Here is a 19,769-nt window from a genome sequence, read left to right as displayed (position 1 = left end):
CATTCAAAGTTGTATTTTATTTTCAGTTGATTATACTAGTCTATTTGAACTATTATATTGAAGACCAAATAAACAGTATGTTTTCTGTAGATTTTGTTCCTGAAGGGAATGAATAAAAGATGTGTCTTGAAAAAAATCAAAAAGGATTAACTTTGGTTGAGGTTTTAGTTTCTATTGTCATTTTATCGATTATCTTTTTATCCGTTATAAAGTTTTTTCCACAAATGGGATACGTGAATAGTCAAAACTTAAATAAATCTCAAGCCATTAATACAGCTAAACAAGTTCTTGTAAAATGGAAAAATTCGACTGTTGTTAAAAATTATCTTGATGATAGTACAACGGGGAGTTTACCTGGTTTGTATAAAGAGGACGGTACCTTTTACTATTGTAAAACTAGTGAAGGGAATTTTTCCGTGAATATAAAAATTAAGAAAGCATCTGATCTTTCTACAGGGCCTATTGAACAACATTTTATTCAAGTTAGCCTAATAAATGATAAAGGTATAATAGTTTCGGAAACATTTGGTTATATCAAAGTTGATTAGGTTAGGGGTGATGATTTTTTTGATTCGTGATGAACGTGGGTTAACACTTGTTGAACTTTTAGCTACCATTACCATCCTCTCTATTATTGGAATAGTAATTTGGAATGTCTTTATTCAAGGAAATAAAGTCTCCCAAAAATCTATGTCAAAAAATTCAATGGAGCAAGAAGCAAATCTAGTGATTACCAATCTAACAAGTATATTCCAAACATCTAAACAATTTCAATTAGCCTCCTCAAACTGTCAAATAAGTGTGACTTTTACTAAACAAGACAATACCGTACAAACACAAGTGTTTACAAATGCACAATTATGTTATTCAGCAACCAACATCAGTTCAATAAATCCAGGGGAGACAGATGTTAATTTAAGTATTACAGTATCGGACCGAAAGGACATAAATAACCAAGTAACAATTTCATCATTACTCTATCGACTAAAGGATGGTGATATTTAGGTGAAGAAAGAAAATGGATATGCACTCGTTACTGTACTTCTGATTATTTCTATTTTCATGGTTCTTTTTCTATCATTTATGGGCCAATCTTTAAATACAGTAAAACAAACACAAATAGTTGAGAAGAAATCTAAATCAGTTGCATTAGCTGAAATGGGTATTTCCTATTATCAAACGGCTGTTCAAAATATTTATGATGCGAATAAACAAAATGTTAACAATCAAGTAAAGGAACAAATTGATGCGGATCGCCAAAATAATCAATTACAATCTTATGATTCCTATGTTATGCAAGGTGTCAATTTGATGAAAACAACAATTAGTTCCGGATTAAATACTTTACAAAATTCCGTACCAATTGATGGAAATCCTAATGATTCATTTACTTTGACTAATAAGAATTTCTATACAAAAACAACAAATAAAAAAATCCAACTTACTGTAATTGGAAATGATAATGGTAAAATTACAACACTTAGTACCGAATTGAGTTTTGAACCAACGATAAGTGGATTAAATTCTACAGGCAGCGGGACAACAAACACATATACACTTCCCACTTTTAACTCAATTCCACAGCCAACTAATATTTCAACTACTTGTAATAATCCTGTTTCTATCGTCTCAATTAAAGATTCTTGTTCTCAAATATTAATTGATACAGCTAAAACTTTTAATGAAAATATCAATGGAATTTCAAATAATACGATTTTTTCATCAGCTACAACTGGTACATTATTTATAGATGGAAATGCGAATAACATGAATAAAATGAAAATCCATACCGAAAAGGACTTTCGATTAGGAAAAAATGCAAATAATGCTTCTGCTTTAACCTTGGAGTCAAAAGGTTCGGCCACTTTTGATAGCCAGTATCGAGTAGATACAGGATCAAATATCTATGTTCAAGGGAACTTTACTGTAAACGGACATTTCGAGCTCGCCGGTAACTCTATTGCTTATATTGGAGGAAATACTTATATTGGGGGAAAACTCACTGTCAATAGCGGCTCTACATTATGTGTTGTAGGAAGTTTAACGGTTGAAAAAAAACAGACTATTACCGGAGAATTAATTGAAAAAAGTAAAGTTTCAGATGATGTATTTAAACAAAAATGTGGAATCTCTTCAATCCCTCCCGTCACTATTACATGGGGAGATAAACTTGTAAATAATGTAAATTATAATTATTAATACTGGAAAAGGATCCTTCATAAATCTGTAAGAAGGATCCTTTTTTTGTCTTTAAGATTTCAATTGTTGTCACAATTTAATCGTCATATTTTTCAAATAATTGTACAATAAAGGCTTTGCTTCTGAAATAAAGTACAATGAACCTGTTACCACCAACATACCATCAGGTTGTATAGCTTGAATCGCCTCTTTTAAAAACTCCTGCCAATTCACTACCATTTCCTTATTTTCCGATTTGCTGCTTTCATATAAATCCTGTGCAGTTGCTGCACGCGGATAATCAAAGGAAACGAAAGATAGCTGATTTGCAACTTGATCTAATTGTTCAATCATTTTATCAAATTTTTTGTCCTTTAATGCTGCAAAAACAATATGGATATTTCGATCTGCATAACGATTTTTAAGTTCGTTAACGAGAGTAGCAATTCCCTCATCATTATGCGCACCATCAATAATGACCATCGGCTTCTCCGAGAGGATTTCAAATCTGCCTGGCCAGTAGGCATTTTTTAACCCTTCCCTAATGGATTGTTCAGAGATTGATACAGATCCAGTTTGATTTAAATATTGAATGGCTGTAATTGCAACTGCCGCATTTTCAGTTTGATGTCTGCCAATCAAACTAATTTCAAGCTCCTCTAATGAATCAATACCGTTTTTTAATGAAAAAATTTCTCCGCTTGTGATTGACTCGTGACCACTGATAGTAAACTCCTGACCGAGCCGGTAAATCGGTGCATCCTTTTGTTCGGCCTGTTCTTCAATTACCTTTAATGCACCGGGCTGTTGGACAGCTGTAAAAATAGGCGTTTGCTTTTTAATAATACCGGCCTTTTCAAAAGCGATTTCCTCGTAAGTATCACCTAAAATATTCGTATGGTCGAGCCCGATATTTGTTATGATCGATGCGATTGGCATGAAGATATTTGTAGAGTCAAAACGGCCGCCTAACCCTACTTCATAAAGAACAATATCCACAGGATTTATTTCAGCAAAATAATAGAAAGACATGGCCGTAATCACTTCAAACTCTGTTGGACCGCCGAGCTCGGTTCCTTCTAATTCATCAGCAAGCGGGCGGATTACATTGGCAAGCTGCAATATTTCATCATCTCGGATTGGTTTTCCATTAATGCTGATGCGTTCATTAAACTGCTCAATATAAGGAGAGGTAAAAGTTCCAACATTATACCCTTGGGCTTGCAGCATGGAACGTAAAAAAGTGACTGTCGAGCCTTTACCGTTTGTCCCGCCAACATGAATCGCTTTTAATTTTGCTTCCGGATTCCCAAGCTTGTCCATCATCCATTCCATTCGTTTTAAGCCAGGTTTGATTCCAAGTCTTAACCTTGCATGAATCCAGTCAAGGGCTTCTTGATAGGTTGCAAACATATTTGACACCCCGTTTATTGTTATGTAAAAGACGAATCCAATGAGGATTCGTCTTTTCTTATTATAGTACTTTTAGCTCTTTCAATCTTGCTTCAACAACCGCTCTCTTTTCTAGATAATCCTTCTCTTTTGCTCGTTCTTCAGCAATGACATTTTCAGGAGCTTTCTTGATAAAGCCTTCATTGCTTAATTTCTTTTGAACCCGCTCTACTTCTTTTGTGAATTTGTCGTATTCCTTTTGTAGACGGGCAATTTCTTCTTCAATATTGATTAAACCTTCGAGCGGAAGGATGATTTCTAAACCAGTGATAACAGCAGTCATTGCTTTATCCGGTATTTCGATTTCAATTCCCATTTGAAGTTCTTCAGGATTACAGAAACGTTCAATATAAGCACGATTCTTTTCAAGCGCTTTAAGAACCGATTCGTCCTTCGCTTTTACAAGCATTTTAATCTTTTTGCTCATTGGTGTATTTACTTCAGCGCGGATATTCCGTACAGAACGAATCATTTCCACTAACATTTTCATTTCTTGTGCTGCTTCCTCGTCTGTAAACGAAGAATTTACCTCCGGCCACTGAGCAGTGGTAATGGAATCGCCATTGTGAGGTAGGTTTTGCCAAATTTCTTCGGTGATAAATGGCATAAACGGATGAAGCAAGCGCATTGTTTGATCCAATACATAAGCAAGGATCGAGCGAGTTGTTAACTTCGCCGCCTCATCTTCGCCATATAAAGGAAGCTTCGCCATTTCAATATACCAATCACAGAAGTCATCCCAAATGAAGTTGTAAAGAGCACGGCCTACTTCACCGAATTCATAACGGGCAGAAAGTCTTGTTACGGTTTCAATCGTTTCATTTAATCTTGTTAAAATCCACTTGTCGGCGACTGATTTTTCTCCGCTAAAATCAATTTCCTCATATTTAAGGCCATCCATATTCATTAAGGCAAAGCGGGATGCATTCCAAATTTTATTCGCAAAGTTCCAGGTTGCTTCAACCTTTTCGGTGCTATAACGCAAGTCCTGACCTGGTGAACTTCCTGTTGATAGGAAATAACGAAGTGAGTCGGCACCATATTGGTCGATCACATCCATTGGGTCAACGCCATTTCCTAATGACTTACTCATCTTACGACCCTGTGCATCGCGAACAAGGCCATGGATGAGAACATCTTTAAATGGACGCTCGCCTGTGAACTCAATACTTTGGAAAATCATTCTTGATACCCAGAAGAAAATGATATCATAGCCGGTTACCAATACATCCGTTGGGAAGTAACGCTTGTAATCCGCCGCTTCTTGATCAGGCCAGCCCATGGTTGAGAATGGCCATAGTGCTGAACTGAACCATGTATCTAGAACATCGGTGTCCTGTTCCCAATTTTCGATATCTGCAGGCGGTTCATGGTCTACATAAACCTCGCCTGTTTCCTTGTGGTACCAAGCCGGAATTCGGTGGCCCCACCAAAGCTGTCTGGAAATACACCAGTCACGAATGTTTTCCATCCAGTTCAAATACGTTTTTTCAAAGCGATCTGGAACAAAGTTTACTTTGTTTTCTTTGCTCTGAAGGGCAATAGCTTCATCCGCAAGCGGCTGCATTTTTACAAACCATTGCGTTGAAAGATATGGTTCAACAACGGCACCGCTTCGCTCTGAATGGCCAACAGAATGGAGGTGATCTTCAATTTTGAATAGAACGTCTTGTTCTTGAAGATCTTTTACAATTTGCTTGCGGCATTCAAAGCGGTCAAGGCCTTGATATTTGCCCGCATTGGCATTCATTGTGCCATCTTCGTTCATAACGAGAATTCTTTCTAGATTATGACGATTACCGATTTCAAAGTCATTCGGGTCGTGTGCCGGGGTAATTTTAACAGCTCCTGAACCAAATTCCATATCAACATAATCATCGCTGACAATTGGAATTTCACGGCCTGTAATTGGCAGAATAACGGTTTTTCCAATTAAATGCTTGTAACGGCCATCTTCCGGATGTACAGCTACCGCGGTATCGCCAAGCATTGTTTCCGGACGGGTTGTTGCGATTTCGATATGTCCTGAGCCATCTGCTAGTGGATATCGCATATGATAAAATGCACCTTGAACATCCTTATAAATAACTTCAATATCAGAAAGAGCCGTTTTTGTGGATGGGTCCCAGTTGATAATGTATTCGCCACGATAAATTAGGCCTTTTTTATATAGGGTAACGAAAACTTCGCGAACCGCAGCTGATAAGCCTTCATCAAGGGTAAAGCGTTCGCGGCTGTAATCCAAGCCTAAACCTAATTTAGCCCATTGCTGGCGGATATGGGAAGCATATTCTTCCTTCCACTTCCAGGTTTCCTCTACAAATTTTTCACGGCCTAAGTCATACCTGCTCTTGCCTTCTTCACGCAATTTTGCTTCTACCTTTGCTTGCGTTGCGATTCCTGCATGGTCCATCCCCGGTAACCAAAGAACATCGTAGCCCTGCATCCGTTTCATTCTGGTAATGATATCTTGAAGGGTTGTATCCCAAGCATGACCTAAATGAAGCTTTCCTGTTACATTCGGAGGAGGAATAACAATCGTATAAGGTTGTTTCTCTTCATCATCCTTTGCTTCAAAAAATTTGCCTTTTAGCCACCAATCATAACGACCTTGTTCAATTGATTGTGGATCGTATTTGGTTGGCATTGTAATTTCTTTTGTTTCCATCTAAATTTGCCTCCTTTGTATCTTTTGAATCACTGTACCGAAAAAATAAAAAAACTCCATTCGTCATAAAAGGACGAATGGAGTTGCTTCGCGGTACCACCTTTTTTCCAATCAAAATGCGACTGGCTCTTCATCGGATAACGGATTTCATCCGTCTTCCACTAATCGGATATGGACATCCTTTCGCAGAAGAAGCTCAAGGGCGACCTTCCAATGTTTTGCTTAGGAAATCTTTCAGCTGTTGATTTCCCTCTCTAAAAGCAAATTGCATCGTACTCTTCCCTGTCATTGCTTAACTAATTAAATTATATTGTTATACTACCCAAAATAGGGGGATGACGTCAATAATGATTGCCTATTTTTTAAAATTTTATACTACCTTGGACTTTTTTTTAGAGGTTGGAAGTATTTTAGTATTTTTTTGGGGAATTTGCAGGGGGTCAAGAATATACATAAAGAAATGCCATTTAAAAAGGGAGGACCTTTTCAGTGCGAGGGAGAAAATTCAACAAATTTACCTACCATCCCTGGTTTAGAACCTGCCGCAGAATTTGTGCGCAATTTATTGTTCCGTTCATCATTTTTCAGTTTATTCGTACCCTGTTTTTACCGACGGTCTTTGATGTGTTATTATTGACCTTTTTTATCATTATCGGCATTTCACTTCTGTTTGAAATAGTTTAAGGAGCCCTTGTAGCATGATTATTGCTGCTGGGCTCCTTCTTTTGTCTGCTGCTGCCTATCCATTTCGACCATTCTGGAAACGACATACTCAGAGTTTTTCAAATGCCAATAACGTCGCTGCAGTTGTTTGACAAATTTTAATTCATTTTTCGCACCCTGCTTTCGATAATACCCTTCCACACACTGGATCATTGGAAACGGATAGGCTAAATAGCTGTAAAATAATAATTTCTCATCCTGTTTAAACGGAAAATATTTAAAATAATGAAGAACCAGATCAATGGAATCATCGCTTTTCCTAAACTGGGTATCCAAAGATCTTGACAGGTACGGCAGCATGTCATGGATAGGCGACCCGTACCGGGCATTTTCAAAATTTATAAAGTGCCCATAGCCCCTCTCATCATACAAAAAATGCTGGGATGATAATTTTCCGTGGGTAATAACCATTCTGGCTTTTTCATTGTCCTTTGTATTTTCATACCATTCCTCAAATCTGTCTTTTGAAAAACGAAGCGCCATACGGATGTCGTTGTTATACAAGCAATATAATAATTCAAATGGTGACATATACGTCTTATTTTCACATTCTTCAATGAAGCCCTCAAGAAATTCCTGATGTTTTTCCAGTTGATCAAGGGTCTTTTCGTAATGCTCTGTTCTTTCTTCCTTGCTTACTTCTGTTTCTTTTGCCGATAAAGTATGAAGCCTCGCCAGTTCGCGGAATAATTGTTGATTTCGATGTTCACGGTCTTCCTTCACTTCATTTGGCATCCATGGCATTAAATAATAAAGCTCATTTTCATGTAGGACTGCATACCTGCCATCCATGGTGGGATAGATTGGGACGATGCGGTTAAAGCCTTTTTGGTATAAAAGATGGACATGGCGGATAAAATCAGTCCCTGTTGTGGGAGAAATTTTTTTGAGGGCAAAGGTTCCCTTATTTGAATATACTTTCAGGACACTGCCGAAATCTTCTACAAAATAAGGCTTTACCTGATAATTTTCAAGAATGGGAGAAAGCCTTATAAGCCAATTCGTGTCATTCATGTTACTCAACTCTCTTTCAAAGAAAGCAAGTTTTACGGAATTTACAACAAGGTGAGCGGGTATAACACCCGCTCATCCATAGGATTTTCTAATATTTTTTCGCTAAACCAACCGGAATATATAAGACTTGACCTTCGTATACCTCCTGATTCAGTTCAAGGTTGTTGACACGGAGGAGATTTTGTACGGTTACATCATAACGATCCGCAAGGCTTTCGACGGTTTCCCCTTTTTGGACAATGCAAACCTTGAGCTTTGCTTGTTCCGCACCATCCTCTTTGCGCGCAAAAAACTCGGTTAAGGTCATGCTTTTCTTTTTAGCTGCTTTTTTCTTCTTCCCTTGCTTTGGTGCTTGCTCAGAGGAAGATGAGCTTTCCTCGGCAATCGTTACATCTTCTTCAAAATGGTCATTTTCTGCATGGATTTCAGCGATTTCAGCGATTTCTTCGACCACTTCAAACGGATGATTCCCTTCACTTCGAGACTCTTGGAAATTCCAGGAAGGCTGGTATGGCTCCACCGGCTCATAATCCTGTGACTGATAGGAAAAATTCGGGAACTGCAGAAATGCTTCTTTTTTCTCTTCTTCACGAGGCTTTCTTGCTTCTGCTTCAAACAAGAAGGGTTCTGCAAATGGATTTGCCTGCACCGGCTGTTGGAATATCTCTTCATCCTCATCGTTTTCATATTGAGAACGATGAAGAACTTCCAATTCAGGCTCTTGTTCTTCCATTTGCGCTTCAAGTTGTTCTTCATTACCATATAGCCCGCTAATGGTCAGCTCGGCGGATAATTTTAGACAGCTGCGCTCCGGCAAGGAATAGTCAAAGGATTCTACAAGAACGTCAATGTCGTAGATGCTTTGAATTCGATTGTTTGGAATGGTGATGTCGACCGGAAAGCGATGCGAAAATTGGCATACGCCTTCGTCCTGTTCATTGACTCTCTCCACATATTTTTGACTGGCAGCTTGTTCTTGTTCACTTGTGTCAATTTCTTCGAAGCTTTTATATTCGCCGGTTAATTCCAACGAACCACGGATGGTTACGTATTGATCATTTTCCTGGATGGTGATATCCGGGTCTAGGGAAATCGATACAAGTTCTTCGACTTCCTGTCCCTTTCTAAACCACAACGATTCCTCCAAGGAAAAACGTAGGCTCGATTGATTCTCCTGAGACAAAGCGACTCCTCCTTTCGTTTCCTTCACGCAAAATCACTATGTCACTTACACTCTATGAGGTTTCGTTTTTAAATATGATAAAAAGCTGTTGGTGTGGGGGGGAAAAGTTTGTGTTTTTTTGATTCGCAGATAAATGTGTTTGATTCTCGGATAAAACATATTAAATCGCGGATAAAATTCAAAAGTTCATTTAAAAAGTGTTAATTTTATATTGCAAAATGACTTTTTTCACGATTAGTTTATTAAATAACAATCATAATTTATGAAAATTGAAAAACACCCACCTAAAAGGGTGAGTGTCCTAAACAAAATATTATTTTCTAAGCTTCGAAAAAGCATTTTCCGCTGCCTGGATTGTTTTTGCAATATCCTCATCAGAATGCTGTGTGGATAGGAATAATCCTTCAAACTGGGACGGAGGGACAAAGATCCCTTGATCAGCCATTTGACGGAAATATTCCGCAAAGAATTCAAGATTTGATGTTTTTGCTGTTTCATAATTGATGACATCTTCATTTGTAAAGAAGAAACCAATCATGGAACCGGCGCGGTTAAAGGTAATTGGAATATCATATTTTTCCGCAGCAGCTTTAAAGCCTTTTTCAAGCAGATCGCCTTTACGGATAAATTCTTCATAATGTTCCGGTGTCAACTGGCTCAAAGTTTCATAGCCAGCAGTCATTGCAAGCGGATTACCTGACAATGTTCCAGCTTGATAAATCGAACCGCTCGGCGCAATCTTTTCCATGATTTCCGCTTTACCACCGTATGCACCAACAGGAAGCCCGCCGCCAATTACTTTCCCAAGAGTCGTTAAGTCAGGCGTAATATTAAAGTAGCCTTGAGCGCAATTATAACCCACACGGAAGCCTGTCATCACTTCATCAAAAATTAATAGTGCACCGTATTGAGTGGTAATCTCACGAAGCCCTTCCAAGAACCCTGGCTGTGGCGGAACTAGTCCCATATTTCCAGCAACAGGCTCGACAATAATACAGGCAATGTCATCTCCAAATTGTTCAAATGCATAGCGTACGCCTTCAAGGTCATTGTATTGAACGGTAACCGTATTTTTCGCAATTCCTTCAGGTACCCCCGGGCTGTCTGGTAAACCTAGTGTAGCAACACCGGAACCTGCTTTAATCAATAATGAATCGCCATGGCCGTGGTAACAGCCTTCAAATTTTAAAATCTTGTTACGGCCGGTATAGCCCCGTGCCAAGCGCAGCGCACTCATGGTTGCTTCCGTACCGGAGTTTACCATCCGAATAATTTCTATCGAAGGCACACGTTCTTTCACAAGCTGGGCTAATTGATTTTCCAGCAACGTTGGTGAACCAAAGCTAGTCCCTAATTCCGCTTGTTTTTTTAGTTCTTCGACCACTTGGTCATTTGAATGGCCGAGAATGAGCGGTCCCCATGACAATACATAATCAATGTACTCATTTCCATCAATATCATAAACTTTAGAGCCTTTACCCCGCTCCATAAAAATCGGATCCATATTGACCGATTTAAAGGCGCGAACCGGACTGTTTACGCCTCCGGGCATGAGCGTTTGGGCTTCTTTAAATGCTTCAATCGATTTTGTATAAGAACGCATTGCAATCCCTCATTTCAAGTGATTATTCTTCTTCTTTTAACCAGCGAATCGCATCTTTTGCTGCATAAGTGATAATTAAATCAGCTCCTGCGCGCTTCATGCCGTATAACATTTCTAAAACCGTCTTTTTCTCATCAATCCAGCCGTTTAAGGCAGCGGCTTTAATCATGGAGTATTCACCGCTAACGTTATAAACAACAACAGGTAAATTAAAATTATTTTTAATATCACGGACAATATCAAGGTATGGCATACCCGGTTTTATAATTAAGAAATCTGCACCTTCAGCAACATCGGATTCTGCCTCTCTAAATGCTTCCAAGCGGTTAGCCGGATCCATTTGGTAGGTTTTGCGATCGCCAAATTGTGGCGCACCTTCTGCTGCCTCACGGAATGGTCCGTAAAATGCTGAGGCGTATTTAACGGCATAAGACATAATTGGTATTTCTGTGAATCCAGCTTCATCTAACCCGGCACGAATGGCAGCGACAAATCCATCCATCATATTAGAAGGAGCAATAATGTCCGCTCCCGCCTTAGCTTGTGCTACCGCTGTTTTCACAAGCAAGTCTAGCGATTCATCGTTTACAATTTTTTCCCCTTCCACTACGCCGCAGTGACCATGGCTGGTGTATTCGCACAAGCATGTATCGGCAACAACGAGTACATCAGGATATTTCTCTTTAATAAAGCGGGTTGCTTCTTGAACGATCCCATGATCATGGAATGCCTGTGTTCCACACTCATCTTTTTCATTTGGTATGCCGAACAATAAAACGGCTTTAATTCCATGAGCAACAATATCATCCATCTCTGCCTGAAGATGATCCAATGAAACCTGAAATACCCCCGGCATCGAAGAAACCTCATTACGGATGTTTTCCCCTTCATAAATAAACAGCGGGTAAATGAAGTCTTCCGCTTTTAAATGATTTTCTCTTACTAGTGCCCGCATACTCGCGCTTGAGCGCAGGCGGCGGTGGCGTGAAAATTGTAAATCCATTTATAATTCCTCCCTCTCTAAATATGTAATTGTACTCTTTATCATATCCTCTACCGTGTACTCCTTGGGTGAGATGTGAACCTTTAATCCATAGGAAAGCAATTTTTTCTCGGTAACTGGCCCAATGCAGCCGATTAAGTATTCTGAGATCTTCTTACTAAATCCAAAGTCATTGACCACACCCATAAAATGATCTACGGTGGAAGGACTGGTAAACAATAAAATATCGAGCATTTTTTCGGAAAACATTTTAGCTAATCGATCCCGGCTCGATTCCGGCATATACGTTTCATAAATCACTACTTCATCGACAATTGCACCGGCATCACTCAAGGAAGCAGCAATATAATCCCTTGCCAGACTCCCTTTAGGAATCAGGATCTTCACTCCGGGTCGGACTAGCGGTAAAAATTCCTCGACAAATGATTCCGCAACAAAAGCCGACGGAACAAACTCGGCCTCTAAGCCTCTTTCCGCCAGACCCTCAGCCGTCTTTTTCCCAATCACCGCAATTTTCGGCAGACTTTTTCGATCTTCATGGACCGAAAAAAAGGTTTCCACGGTCACATTGCTCGTAAAAATAATCCAGTCATATGTATCAAGAGCCTTCAAGCTGTCTTGAAGGCGTTGATTCCCTTCAATCGGACGAAAGGCAATCAGAGGGATTTCAACTGGAATCCCTCCATAGGTTTTAACAAGCTGCGAAAAGGATTTTGCTTGATTTTCTCCCCTTGGAACAAGGACCTTCTTATTAAGCAAAGGGGATGATTTTAACATTGTCCCTCAAGCTCTCGTTTTACTCGGTCAATCAAGTCCTTCGCCCCTTTTTGCGTTAACAGGTCAGCAGCTTGAACACCAAGCTCTTCCGGATTTTTCCCGCGAAGTTCTTCCTTAAACACTTCTCTTCCTTCAGGGGAAGCTACTAAAACGTTAAGGACGATTTCATCATTATCTTCAACAGTCGCAAAGCCGGCAATCGGTACCTGACAGCCGCCTTCCATTTTTTGCAGGAAGGCACGTTCAGCACGGACAGCAAGCTCTGTTTTTTTGCAGGTGAATTTCTCAAATAATTCGAGAAGCTCACGGTCATCCTCACGGCATTCAATCGATAAAGCTCCCTGTCCAACTGCCGGGATACAGATATCAGCAGCCAAAAATTCTGTTACGGTTTCCTTCGCCCAGCCAAGACGGGAAAGACCTGCTGCCGCTAAAATAATTGCGTCATATTCTTCTTCTTTCAATTTGTTTAATCTTGTATCAACATTGCCGCGAATCCATTTAATTTCTAAATCAGGGCGCTTCATTAACAGTTGGGCGCTGCGTCTTAGGCTGCTCGTCCCAATAATCGCACCTGGCTTTAGGTCATTCAACTTAATATGATCTCTGGAAATAAGTGCATCACGGTGGTCTTCACGAAAAGGAATGCAGCCAATCATAAGACCTTCCGGCAATACGGCAGGCATGTCCTTCATGCTGTGCACGGCCATATCAATGTCTTTGTTCAGCATGGCCTGTTCGATTTCCTTTACAAATAGCCCTTTTCCGCCCACTTTGGAAAGGGTCACATCTTGAATTTTGTCACCCTTGGTCACGATTTCTTTTACTTCAAATTCAAATGGCACTCCCAGCTTTTTAAGCTGATCGATGACCCAATTGGTTTGAGTTAATGCAAGTTTGCTTCGTCTGGAACCTACGATAATTTTTCTCATGATTGCCTCCTAAATTACGAGTACCACAAATGAAATGATGATAATCGACCAAATAAGAAAAAATTAATTAACACAATTAAAAAAGATGCGACATTCCATAGGGCTAAATTTTTCCCATGGATGTTTTTTACAGTCCGTAAATATAAAAAAATGCTATAAGCTGTCAGCAATAAAAACGATCCGATGATTTTCATATCATACCATTCCATCCCCGGAAGCTTTAAAAATGCCCATTGCAGCCCTAAAATCAAGCCTAGTAAAAGCATTGGAACCCCAATAATCGCAAATATGTATGACAGTCTTTCCAGTTTTTCCAAATCTGCGAGCCTTAATAATCGCTTGCCCCATTTCTTTCGTTTCAATAAATCATATTGAAGCAAATACAATAAGGAAAAAACAAATGATAATGAAAAAGCTGCATATGAAAGAATCGCCATCGTGATATGAATCAACAGCAATTCGGAAACAAGCTGTTTAGCCATGACATGTGAATGGTATTGCATCGGGGCAAAGGTATGAATCGCCATAACGATAAATCCAAGAATATTCGTAAAAAAGACGATAAAGTCACTCCGTAAAAAACGATTTATTCCAAGTGATAATGTGACTAACACCCAGGCATAAAAATAAAGCCCCTCAAAAATCGTAAGTACAGGGAACCTTCCTGTTTTAACCATATAGAAAAATAAAAAGGCGGTTTGCAAAACCCATACAAACGCAAGTAACCAGAAGGCAATCCGGTTTGCCTTCCGGTTATGGTAAATAAAGTCGAAAAAATATAACAACACACTGAAGGCATAAAGAACAACGGTAAGTTCGTGCAGCCTTGTCATAAAGACGCTAAACATCGAACGGCCCCTTAGACTTCAAAGGCAGCCCGCACTTTAGAAACAGGTGTAGGATTCGACTCGGCTGCTTTTAATTGTTGTTCCTTTGCAAGCTCTTCAATATTAAAGATTTGTTTAAATAACGCCATCGCTTGTTCCGCATCTGGTCTTGCAGCCAATTCTTTTGCTTGTAATATCGGATCTTTCAACAGCTGGTTAATAATACTCTTGGTATGCTTATTTAATACTTTGATATCGCGGTCAGTTAAATTTGGAAGCTTTCGCTCCAGGCTGACCATTGTTTCTGCTTGAATCGCAAGAGCTTTTTCTCTAAGTGCGGAAATGACAGGTATAACCCCAAGTGTGCCAAGCCATTGGTTGAATTCGACAATTTCTTTTTCAATCATCAGCATGATTTTTTCAGCTTCTTTCTTGCGTTCCTGCAAGTTTGCTTCCACAATGCCTTCTAAATCATCGATATCGTATAAAAAGATATTTTCAAGTTCAGCAATTTGCGGATCCAAATCACGTGGGACAGCAATATCGACCATGAATAATGGTTTGCCCTTCCGCGCTTTTTCAACCCTGGCCATCACGGGTTTTGTGATGACAAAATCCTTGGCTCCCGTTGAACTGATTAAAATATCTGCTTCGATTAATGCTTTTTGAAGCTCTTCAAGTCCTCTTGCTTCACCGCCAAAGCGTGAGGCAAGCTCTTCTGCTTTTTCAAATGTACGGTTAATCACTGTTACTTTCTTCACACCATTGCCATGAAGATTCTGGGCAGCTAATTCACCCATTTTTCCTGCGCCAAAGATTAAAATATGCTTTCCAGATAAGGAACCGAAGATTTTCTTCGCCAATTCTACCGCTGCATAGCTTACCGATACGGCGTTTGCTCCAATATCCGTTTCAGAATGCCCCCGTTTTCCCAAAGTCACCGCTTGTTTAAATAATTGGTTCAACACAGTGCCGGTAATGCTTTCTTCTTGTGCGAGCATAAAGCTTGTGCGAACCTGTCCAAGAATCTGGGTCTCGCCTAAAACCATGGAATTTAGTCCACACGTTACATTGAACAAGTGCTCCACTGCTCCATCTTCTTCATACACAAATAAATACGGAGAAAACTCCGTTTGATCAAGTCCGAACCATTCTGACAGAAATTCCTTTATATAATAGCGGCCTGTATGTAATTGATCGACAACCGCGTAAATTTCCGTACGATTACATGTCGAAAGAATGATGTTTTCAAGGATGCTTTTCTTTGTATTTAATTTTTTCATGGCATCCACAAGGTCGGATTGATTAAATGTCAACCGCTCACGGATTTCTACAGGGGCAGTTTTATAGTTTACACCGATCACTAATATATGCATTGATTTTTACACCCCCATGTTAGATTGCAAAATTGAACTAATTTGATTATAACACGGGTAATTTGTTAATTTACCCGAAAAATGTGAACAGAAAATGAAACATATGTTATGATAATGAATTGATAAGGATTCTTTTCGACAAATTCCTTCCTTATGTACAGTAACAAAAAAACGAACGATATTCAAGTGAACCTTTCTGGAAGTGGTGGTTTTAATGAAAAATCAACGAATTTTTCCCGGAATTATTTTGATTGGCTTCGGCGCTTATTTTTTATTGCAGCAATCAAATATCACTCTTTTTAAACAATTCTACACATGGCCTACATTATTACTGATCGTTGGCACAGCGTTTCTGGGTCAGGGATATGCCGCTAAAGACCATGAAGGCATTCTTCCCGGGGTGATTATGTTTGGATTTGGCTTGCATTTTCATCTTGTCGGGCATGTAGCCTTTTGGCCTCACAACACAATTGGAATGTTAATGCTCATCATTTCCTTAGGATTTTTTCTTCGTTTTCAAAAAGCGAATACAGGCTTATTTCAAGCCTTCTTATTTTTAATTTTAGCTGTCTTGCTATTGTTTTATGATAAAATTGCTGGATATTTTGGTGTCCTGCAAAACGGTTTATCCTTTGTGTGGAAATTTTGGCCCGTCCTCTTAATTCTTATTGGTATTTATTTTATACCTAAACGCAAAAAATAAACGCCTGGCATCGCCGGGCGTTTATTTTTTAGTATAAGAACTTATAAATTGCTTTGAGAATTGTCCAGCTCCAGCGCCTAGCCCCTCGAGGGGAAAAATGAACTGCTTTTTTCCTAGGTTGCTTCGGCCCTGCCAATGAAGTCAAAGAACGACTTCACTGGCAGGGCCTCCAGCACTTGTCGGGGCTGAACAAGGCGCTTCCGCTTTTCTTTTTACATATAACTTTCTAATAGCTGCCAAACCTGATCTTTTCCCAACCCTGTTTCCGATGAAAAAAGAACAATATGGTCATTTGGATCAAGGTCCAAAGTCTCACGGGTTACCTTTAAATGCTTTTGCCATTTCCCTTTTGGGATTTTATCGGCTTTCGTGGCGATTATAATGCAAGGGATTTCGTAGTGCTTTAAAAAATCATACATCATTATATCATCCTGTGTGGGCGGATGCCTTAAATCAACAATTAACACCACGGCTTTTAATTGCTCCCGCCTGGTTAAATAGGTTTCAATCATTTTCCCCCAGGCAGCCCGTTCACTTTTTGAAACCTTCGCATAGCCGTAACCAGGGACATCGACGAAATGCAGTATTTCATTAATTAAGTAAAAGTTTAAGGTTTGCGTTTTTCCCGGCTTGGATGAAATTCTTGCCAAAGCTTTACGATTGAGCATTCGATTGATAAAAGATGATTTGCCAACATTTGACCGCCCCGCTAAAGCGAATTCCGGTATCTCCGTTTCAGGATATTGCTCTGGTCTAACAGCACTGATGACAATATCTGCACTCGTTACCTTCATTTTAAAACTCCTTCTAGAAGAGCGTGTTTCAATACCTCATCCACATGCGAGACAAGCACAAACTCAATATCATTTCGTATACTTTCAGGAATATCATCAATATCTTTTTCATTGTCTTTTGGAAGAATCACCTTGGTTAAACCGGCTCTGTGAGCGCTGAGTGTTTTCTCCTTTAATCCGCCAATTGGTAAAACTCGTCCCCGTAACGTAATTTCTCCGGTCATCCCCACTTCACGGCGAATCGGTCTGCCGGATAAGGCAGAAACAAGTGCCGTCGCAATCGTGATCCCTGCTGATGGCCCGTCCTTCGGGACAGCACCTTCTGGAACATGGATATGGATATCATATTTTTCATAGAAATTTTCCTCGATGCCAAGCTCCTTCGCTTTCGAACGAATATAGCTGAACGCTGCCTGCGCCGATTCCTTCATGACATCACCTAGTTTACCTGTTAAAACAAGCTTTCCTTTTCCAGGTGCCAAGGAAACTTCGATTTGAAGTGTATCCCCGCCGACAGTGGTATAAGCTAAGCCGGTTGCCACACCAACTTGATCTTCAGCTTCCGCCTGTCCATAGCGAAATCTTGGTTTCCCCAAAAATTCCTCAACATTTTTTTCCGTAATAACGACGCGTTTCTTCTCACCTGAAACAACGATTTTTGCTGTTTTCCGGCAAAGGGTCGCCATTTGCCGTTCGAGACTCCGAACCCCGGCTTCACGTGTATAGTAACGGACGACTTTTAAAATCGCATCATCACGAACTTGGAGAACTCCTTTGGAAAGCCCATTTTCTTTAATTTGTTTTGGCAGAAGATGGTCTCTTGTAATATGAACCTTTTCAATTTCGGTATAGCCAGCAATCGTAATGATTTCCATCCTGTCCAGCAGCGGCCCTGGAATCGTCGATAGATTATTGGCAGTAGCAATAAACATGACTTTTGATAAATTATAAGGCTCTTCAATATAATGGTCGCTAAAATTATGGTTTTGCTCTGGATCCAGTACTTCAAGCATCGCCGCAGAAGGGTCACCGCGGAAATCACTTGACATTTTATCAATCTCATCCAGTAAAAATACCGGATTAATTGTACCGGCCTTTTTCATTCCTTGAATGATTCTTCCCGGCATCGCCCCGACATACGTTCTTCTATGACCGCGGATTTCCGATTCATCACGGACACCGCCAAGCGAAATCCGAACAAAATTACGATTTAGTGAAGTCGCAATCGATTTTGCCAGACTAGTTTTCCCTACTCCAGGAGGCCCAGCCAAACAGAGAATTGGACCTTTTAATGAATTGGTCAGTTTTTGAACGGCCAAATATTCTAACACCCGTTCTTTTACTTTTTCAAGGCCATAATGATCTTCATTTAAAATTCTTTCCGCCCGATTGATATTGATATCATCATCCGTCTTCTTTGACCATGGAAGAGAAATTAGCCAATCAATATAATTGCGGATTACAGCACTTTCAGCAGAGCTGGACGGAACTTTTTCGTAGCGGTCCAATTCTTTTAATGCCGTTTGTTTTACATGATCAGGCATTCCCGCTTTTTCAATTTTTTCGGTAAGCTCAGCAACCTCTCCGGTTTTACCTTCTTTATCGCCTAATTCTTTTTGAATTGCCTTCATCTGTTCACGCAAATAATATTCTTTTTGCGTTCTCTCCATCGAGCGTTTTACCCGCTGGCCAATTTTCTTTTCAAGATTTAAAACTTCTTTTTCATTATGGATAATATCAATGACAAGATTCATCCGTTGTTTTACATCAATCGTTTCAAGGATGGTCTGCTTATCCTTCAATTTAATTGGCAAATGAGAGGCGATAATATCTGCCATTCTTCCCGGTTCTTCAATATCGGTAACCGATGCAAAGGTTTCAGCAGAGATTTTCTTCGACAATTTTATGTATTGCTCGAAATAATCAAGCATTGTTCTCATTAAGGCTTGATCTTCTACATCTTTTGTTTCCTGATCATCGTATGTTTGAATGCTGACAGAGTAATAATCATCTTCATCATGAAATGTGATGATTTCAGCCCTGCTCAAACCTTCCACCAATACGCGAATGGTCCCATTTGGGAGCTTCAGCATTTGCTTCACCTTTGTCAAAGTCCCCAGCTTATATATGTCCTCTTCCAAAGGTTCATCTATCGACACATCTTTTTGGGTTGTTAAAAAAATTAAGTGGTCATCTACCATCGCTTTTTCAAGGGCTTGAACCGATCTTTCCCGCCCTACATCTAAATGAAGGACCATTGTCGGATAGACAAGCAGCCCCCGAAGCGGCAGGAGGGGGACGATTATTTCATTGTTTTTCGCCAAAACACTGCACCTCCAAATAAAAATCAATATAGTGAATTTGAATTCATCTTTGTACAATTCTATCTTATTTGCAAAAATGTGTCTATTTATTAAGAAAAGCGGAAGCGCCTTGGTCAGGCCCGCAAGCAGCTGTCGGGGCTAGGCGCTGGAACTAGACACTAAAAAATGCGGATTAGATTAGTTCTATTTTCCCCAAACACTTCATTTTCTTC

Annotated in this window: 16 protein-coding genes and 1 other annotated feature; of the genes, 4 read left to right on the top strand and 12 right to left on the bottom strand. The window is 39.7% G+C overall.

Going from position 1 to position 19,769, the window contains the following annotated elements; all coding sequences use genetic code 11:
• Positions 1-119 precede the first annotated feature (119 nt).
• The 3 genes from BIV60_RS01405 to BIV60_RS01395 are packed head-to-tail and all read left to right on the top strand — an operon-like array spanning position 120 to position 2,199.
• Positions 120-548, top strand: a complete 429-nt coding sequence (locus BIV60_RS01405) for a type IV pilus modification PilV family protein (protein WP_071353961.1) — start codon at positions 120-122, stop codon at positions 546-548.
• Positions 541-1,005 carry a prepilin-type N-terminal cleavage/methylation domain-containing protein gene (locus BIV60_RS01400; RefSeq protein ID WP_141770384.1) on the top strand — a complete coding sequence of 155 codons (465 nt, stop codon included), beginning with the start codon at positions 541-543 and terminating at the stop codon, positions 1,003-1,005. Before BIV60_RS01405 ends, BIV60_RS01400 begins: the two co-directional genes overlap by 8 nt.
• Entirely contained in the window at positions 1,006-2,199 is a 1,194-nt protein-coding gene (locus BIV60_RS01395; protein ID WP_071353959.1) for a hypothetical protein, read from the top strand. It begins immediately after the preceding gene.
• Positions 2,200-2,268: 69 nt separating this feature from the next.
• On the opposite strand, the gene BIV60_RS01390 is transcribed toward BIV60_RS01395, so the two are convergent.
• From BIV60_RS01390 to hemA, 10 genes are all read right to left on the bottom strand, one after another.
• Positions 2,269-3,591, bottom strand: a complete 1,323-nt coding sequence (locus tag BIV60_RS01390; RefSeq protein WP_071353958.1) for a bifunctional folylpolyglutamate synthase/dihydrofolate synthase — start codon at positions 3,589-3,591, stop codon at positions 2,269-2,271.
• 61 nt (positions 3,592-3,652) lie between these two features.
• Complete coding sequence (locus BIV60_RS01385; protein WP_071353957.1) at positions 3,653-6,298, bottom strand: valine--tRNA ligase; 2,646 nt, start codon at positions 6,296-6,298, stop codon at positions 3,653-3,655.
• Between the two features lie 66 nt (positions 6,299-6,364).
• Positions 6,365-6,596 (bottom strand) — a binding site (T-box leader).
• 404 nt (positions 6,597-7,000) lie between these two features.
• Positions 7,001-8,035: a spore coat protein YsxE gene (ysxE, locus tag BIV60_RS01375; protein ID WP_071353955.1), complete on the bottom strand. Its 1,035-nt coding sequence runs from the start codon at positions 8,033-8,035 to the stop codon at positions 7,001-7,003.
• An 88-nt stretch (positions 8,036-8,123) separates the two neighbouring features.
• A complete protein-coding gene (gene spoVID, locus BIV60_RS01370) occupies positions 8,124-9,218 on the bottom strand; it encodes a stage VI sporulation protein D (RefSeq protein ID WP_071353954.1) in 1,095 nt (364 codons plus the stop codon).
• Positions 9,219-9,531: 313 nt separating this feature from the next.
• The gene (gene hemL / locus BIV60_RS01365) at positions 9,532-10,821 is read right to left on the bottom strand and encodes a glutamate-1-semialdehyde 2,1-aminomutase (RefSeq protein ID WP_071353953.1); all 1,290 of its coding nucleotides are present in this window, start codon (positions 10,819-10,821) and stop codon (positions 9,532-9,534) included.
• A gap of 22 nt (positions 10,822-10,843) precedes the next feature.
• Positions 10,844-11,824 carry a porphobilinogen synthase gene (hemB, locus tag BIV60_RS01360; RefSeq protein WP_071353952.1) on the bottom strand — a complete coding sequence of 327 codons (981 nt, stop codon included), beginning with the start codon at positions 11,822-11,824 and terminating at the stop codon, positions 10,844-10,846.
• Complete coding sequence (locus BIV60_RS01355; protein ID WP_071353951.1) at positions 11,825-12,601, bottom strand: uroporphyrinogen-III synthase; 777 nt, start codon at positions 12,599-12,601, stop codon at positions 11,825-11,827. It lies immediately after the preceding gene.
• Positions 12,595-13,533: a hydroxymethylbilane synthase gene (gene hemC / locus BIV60_RS01350; RefSeq protein WP_071353950.1), complete on the bottom strand. Its 939-nt coding sequence runs from the start codon at positions 13,531-13,533 to the stop codon at positions 12,595-12,597. The genes BIV60_RS01355 and hemC overlap by 7 nt, the downstream gene beginning before the upstream one ends.
• A gap of 14 nt (positions 13,534-13,547) precedes the next feature.
• Positions 13,548-14,381 (bottom strand): cytochrome c biogenesis protein CcsA, encoded by an 834-nt coding sequence (ccsA, locus tag BIV60_RS01345; protein WP_071353949.1) that lies wholly within the window; start codon positions 14,379-14,381, stop codon positions 13,548-13,550.
• Positions 14,382-14,392: 11 nt separating this feature from the next.
• Positions 14,393-15,736, bottom strand: a complete 1,344-nt coding sequence (gene hemA / locus BIV60_RS01340; protein WP_071353948.1) for a glutamyl-tRNA reductase — start codon at positions 15,734-15,736, stop codon at positions 14,393-14,395.
• 214 nt (positions 15,737-15,950) lie between these two features.
• Here hemA and BIV60_RS01335 point away from each other — a divergent pair, with 214 nt between their 5' ends.
• Positions 15,951-16,439, top strand: a complete 489-nt coding sequence (locus BIV60_RS01335) for a LiaI-LiaF-like domain-containing protein (protein ID WP_071353947.1) — start codon at positions 15,951-15,953, stop codon at positions 16,437-16,439.
• A 212-nt stretch (positions 16,440-16,651) separates the two neighbouring features.
• On the opposite strand, the gene yihA is transcribed toward BIV60_RS01335, so the two are convergent.
• Positions 16,652-17,233 (bottom strand): ribosome biogenesis GTP-binding protein YihA/YsxC, encoded by a 582-nt coding sequence (gene yihA / locus BIV60_RS01330; RefSeq protein ID WP_071353946.1) that lies wholly within the window; start codon positions 17,231-17,233, stop codon positions 16,652-16,654.
• Positions 17,230-19,557, bottom strand: coding sequence for an endopeptidase La (lon, locus tag BIV60_RS01325; RefSeq protein WP_071353945.1), 2,328 nt, complete (start codon positions 19,555-19,557; stop codon positions 17,230-17,232). Before lon ends, yihA begins: the two co-directional genes overlap by 4 nt.
• Positions 19,558-19,769 lie beyond the last annotated feature (212 nt).

Source organism: Bacillus sp. MUM 116 (assembly GCF_001866655.1).
Taxonomy (GTDB): Bacteria; Bacillota; Bacilli; order Bacillales; family Cytobacillaceae; genus Neobacillus.
This window is presented reverse-complemented; position numbering and strand designations above follow the sequence as displayed.

What these genes read in the sequence shown, in the direction of transcription:
- BIV60_RS01405 (WP_071353961.1), top strand. Translation starts at nt 120, where the DNA reads ATGTGTCTTGAAAAAAATCAAAAAGGATTAACTTTGGTTGAGGTTTTA.
- BIV60_RS01390 (WP_071353958.1), bottom strand. Translation starts at nt 3,591, where the DNA reads ATGTTTGCAACCTATCAAGAAGCCCTTGACTGGATTCATGCAAGGTTA.
- BIV60_RS01385 (WP_071353957.1), bottom strand. Translation starts at nt 6,298, where the DNA reads ATGGAAACAAAAGAAATTACAATGCCAACCAAATACGATCCACAATCA.
- ysxE (WP_071353955.1), bottom strand. Translation starts at nt 8,035, where the DNA reads ATGAATGACACGAATTGGCTTATAAGGCTTTCTCCCATTCTTGAAAAT.
- hemL (WP_071353953.1), bottom strand. Translation starts at nt 10,821, where the DNA reads ATGCGTTCTTATACAAAATCGATTGAAGCATTTAAAGAAGCCCAAACG.
- hemB (WP_071353952.1), bottom strand. Translation starts at nt 11,824, where the DNA reads ATGGATTTACAATTTTCACGCCACCGCCGCCTGCGCTCAAGCGCGAGT.
- BIV60_RS01355 (WP_071353951.1), bottom strand. Translation starts at nt 12,601, where the DNA reads ATGTTAAAATCATCCCCTTTGCTTAATAAGAAGGTCCTTGTTCCAAGG.
- hemC (WP_071353950.1), bottom strand. Translation starts at nt 13,533, where the DNA reads ATGAGAAAAATTATCGTAGGTTCCAGACGAAGCAAACTTGCATTAACT.
- ccsA (WP_071353949.1), bottom strand. Translation starts at nt 14,381, where the DNA reads ATGTTTAGCGTCTTTATGACAAGGCTGCACGAACTTACCGTTGTTCTT.
- hemA (WP_071353948.1), bottom strand. Translation starts at nt 15,736, where the DNA reads ATGCATATATTAGTGATCGGTGTAAACTATAAAACTGCCCCTGTAGAA.
- BIV60_RS01335 (WP_071353947.1), top strand. Translation starts at nt 15,951, where the DNA reads ATGAAAAATCAACGAATTTTTCCCGGAATTATTTTGATTGGCTTCGGC.
- yihA (WP_071353946.1), bottom strand. Translation starts at nt 17,233, where the DNA reads ATGAAGGTAACGAGTGCAGATATTGTCATCAGTGCTGTTAGACCAGAG.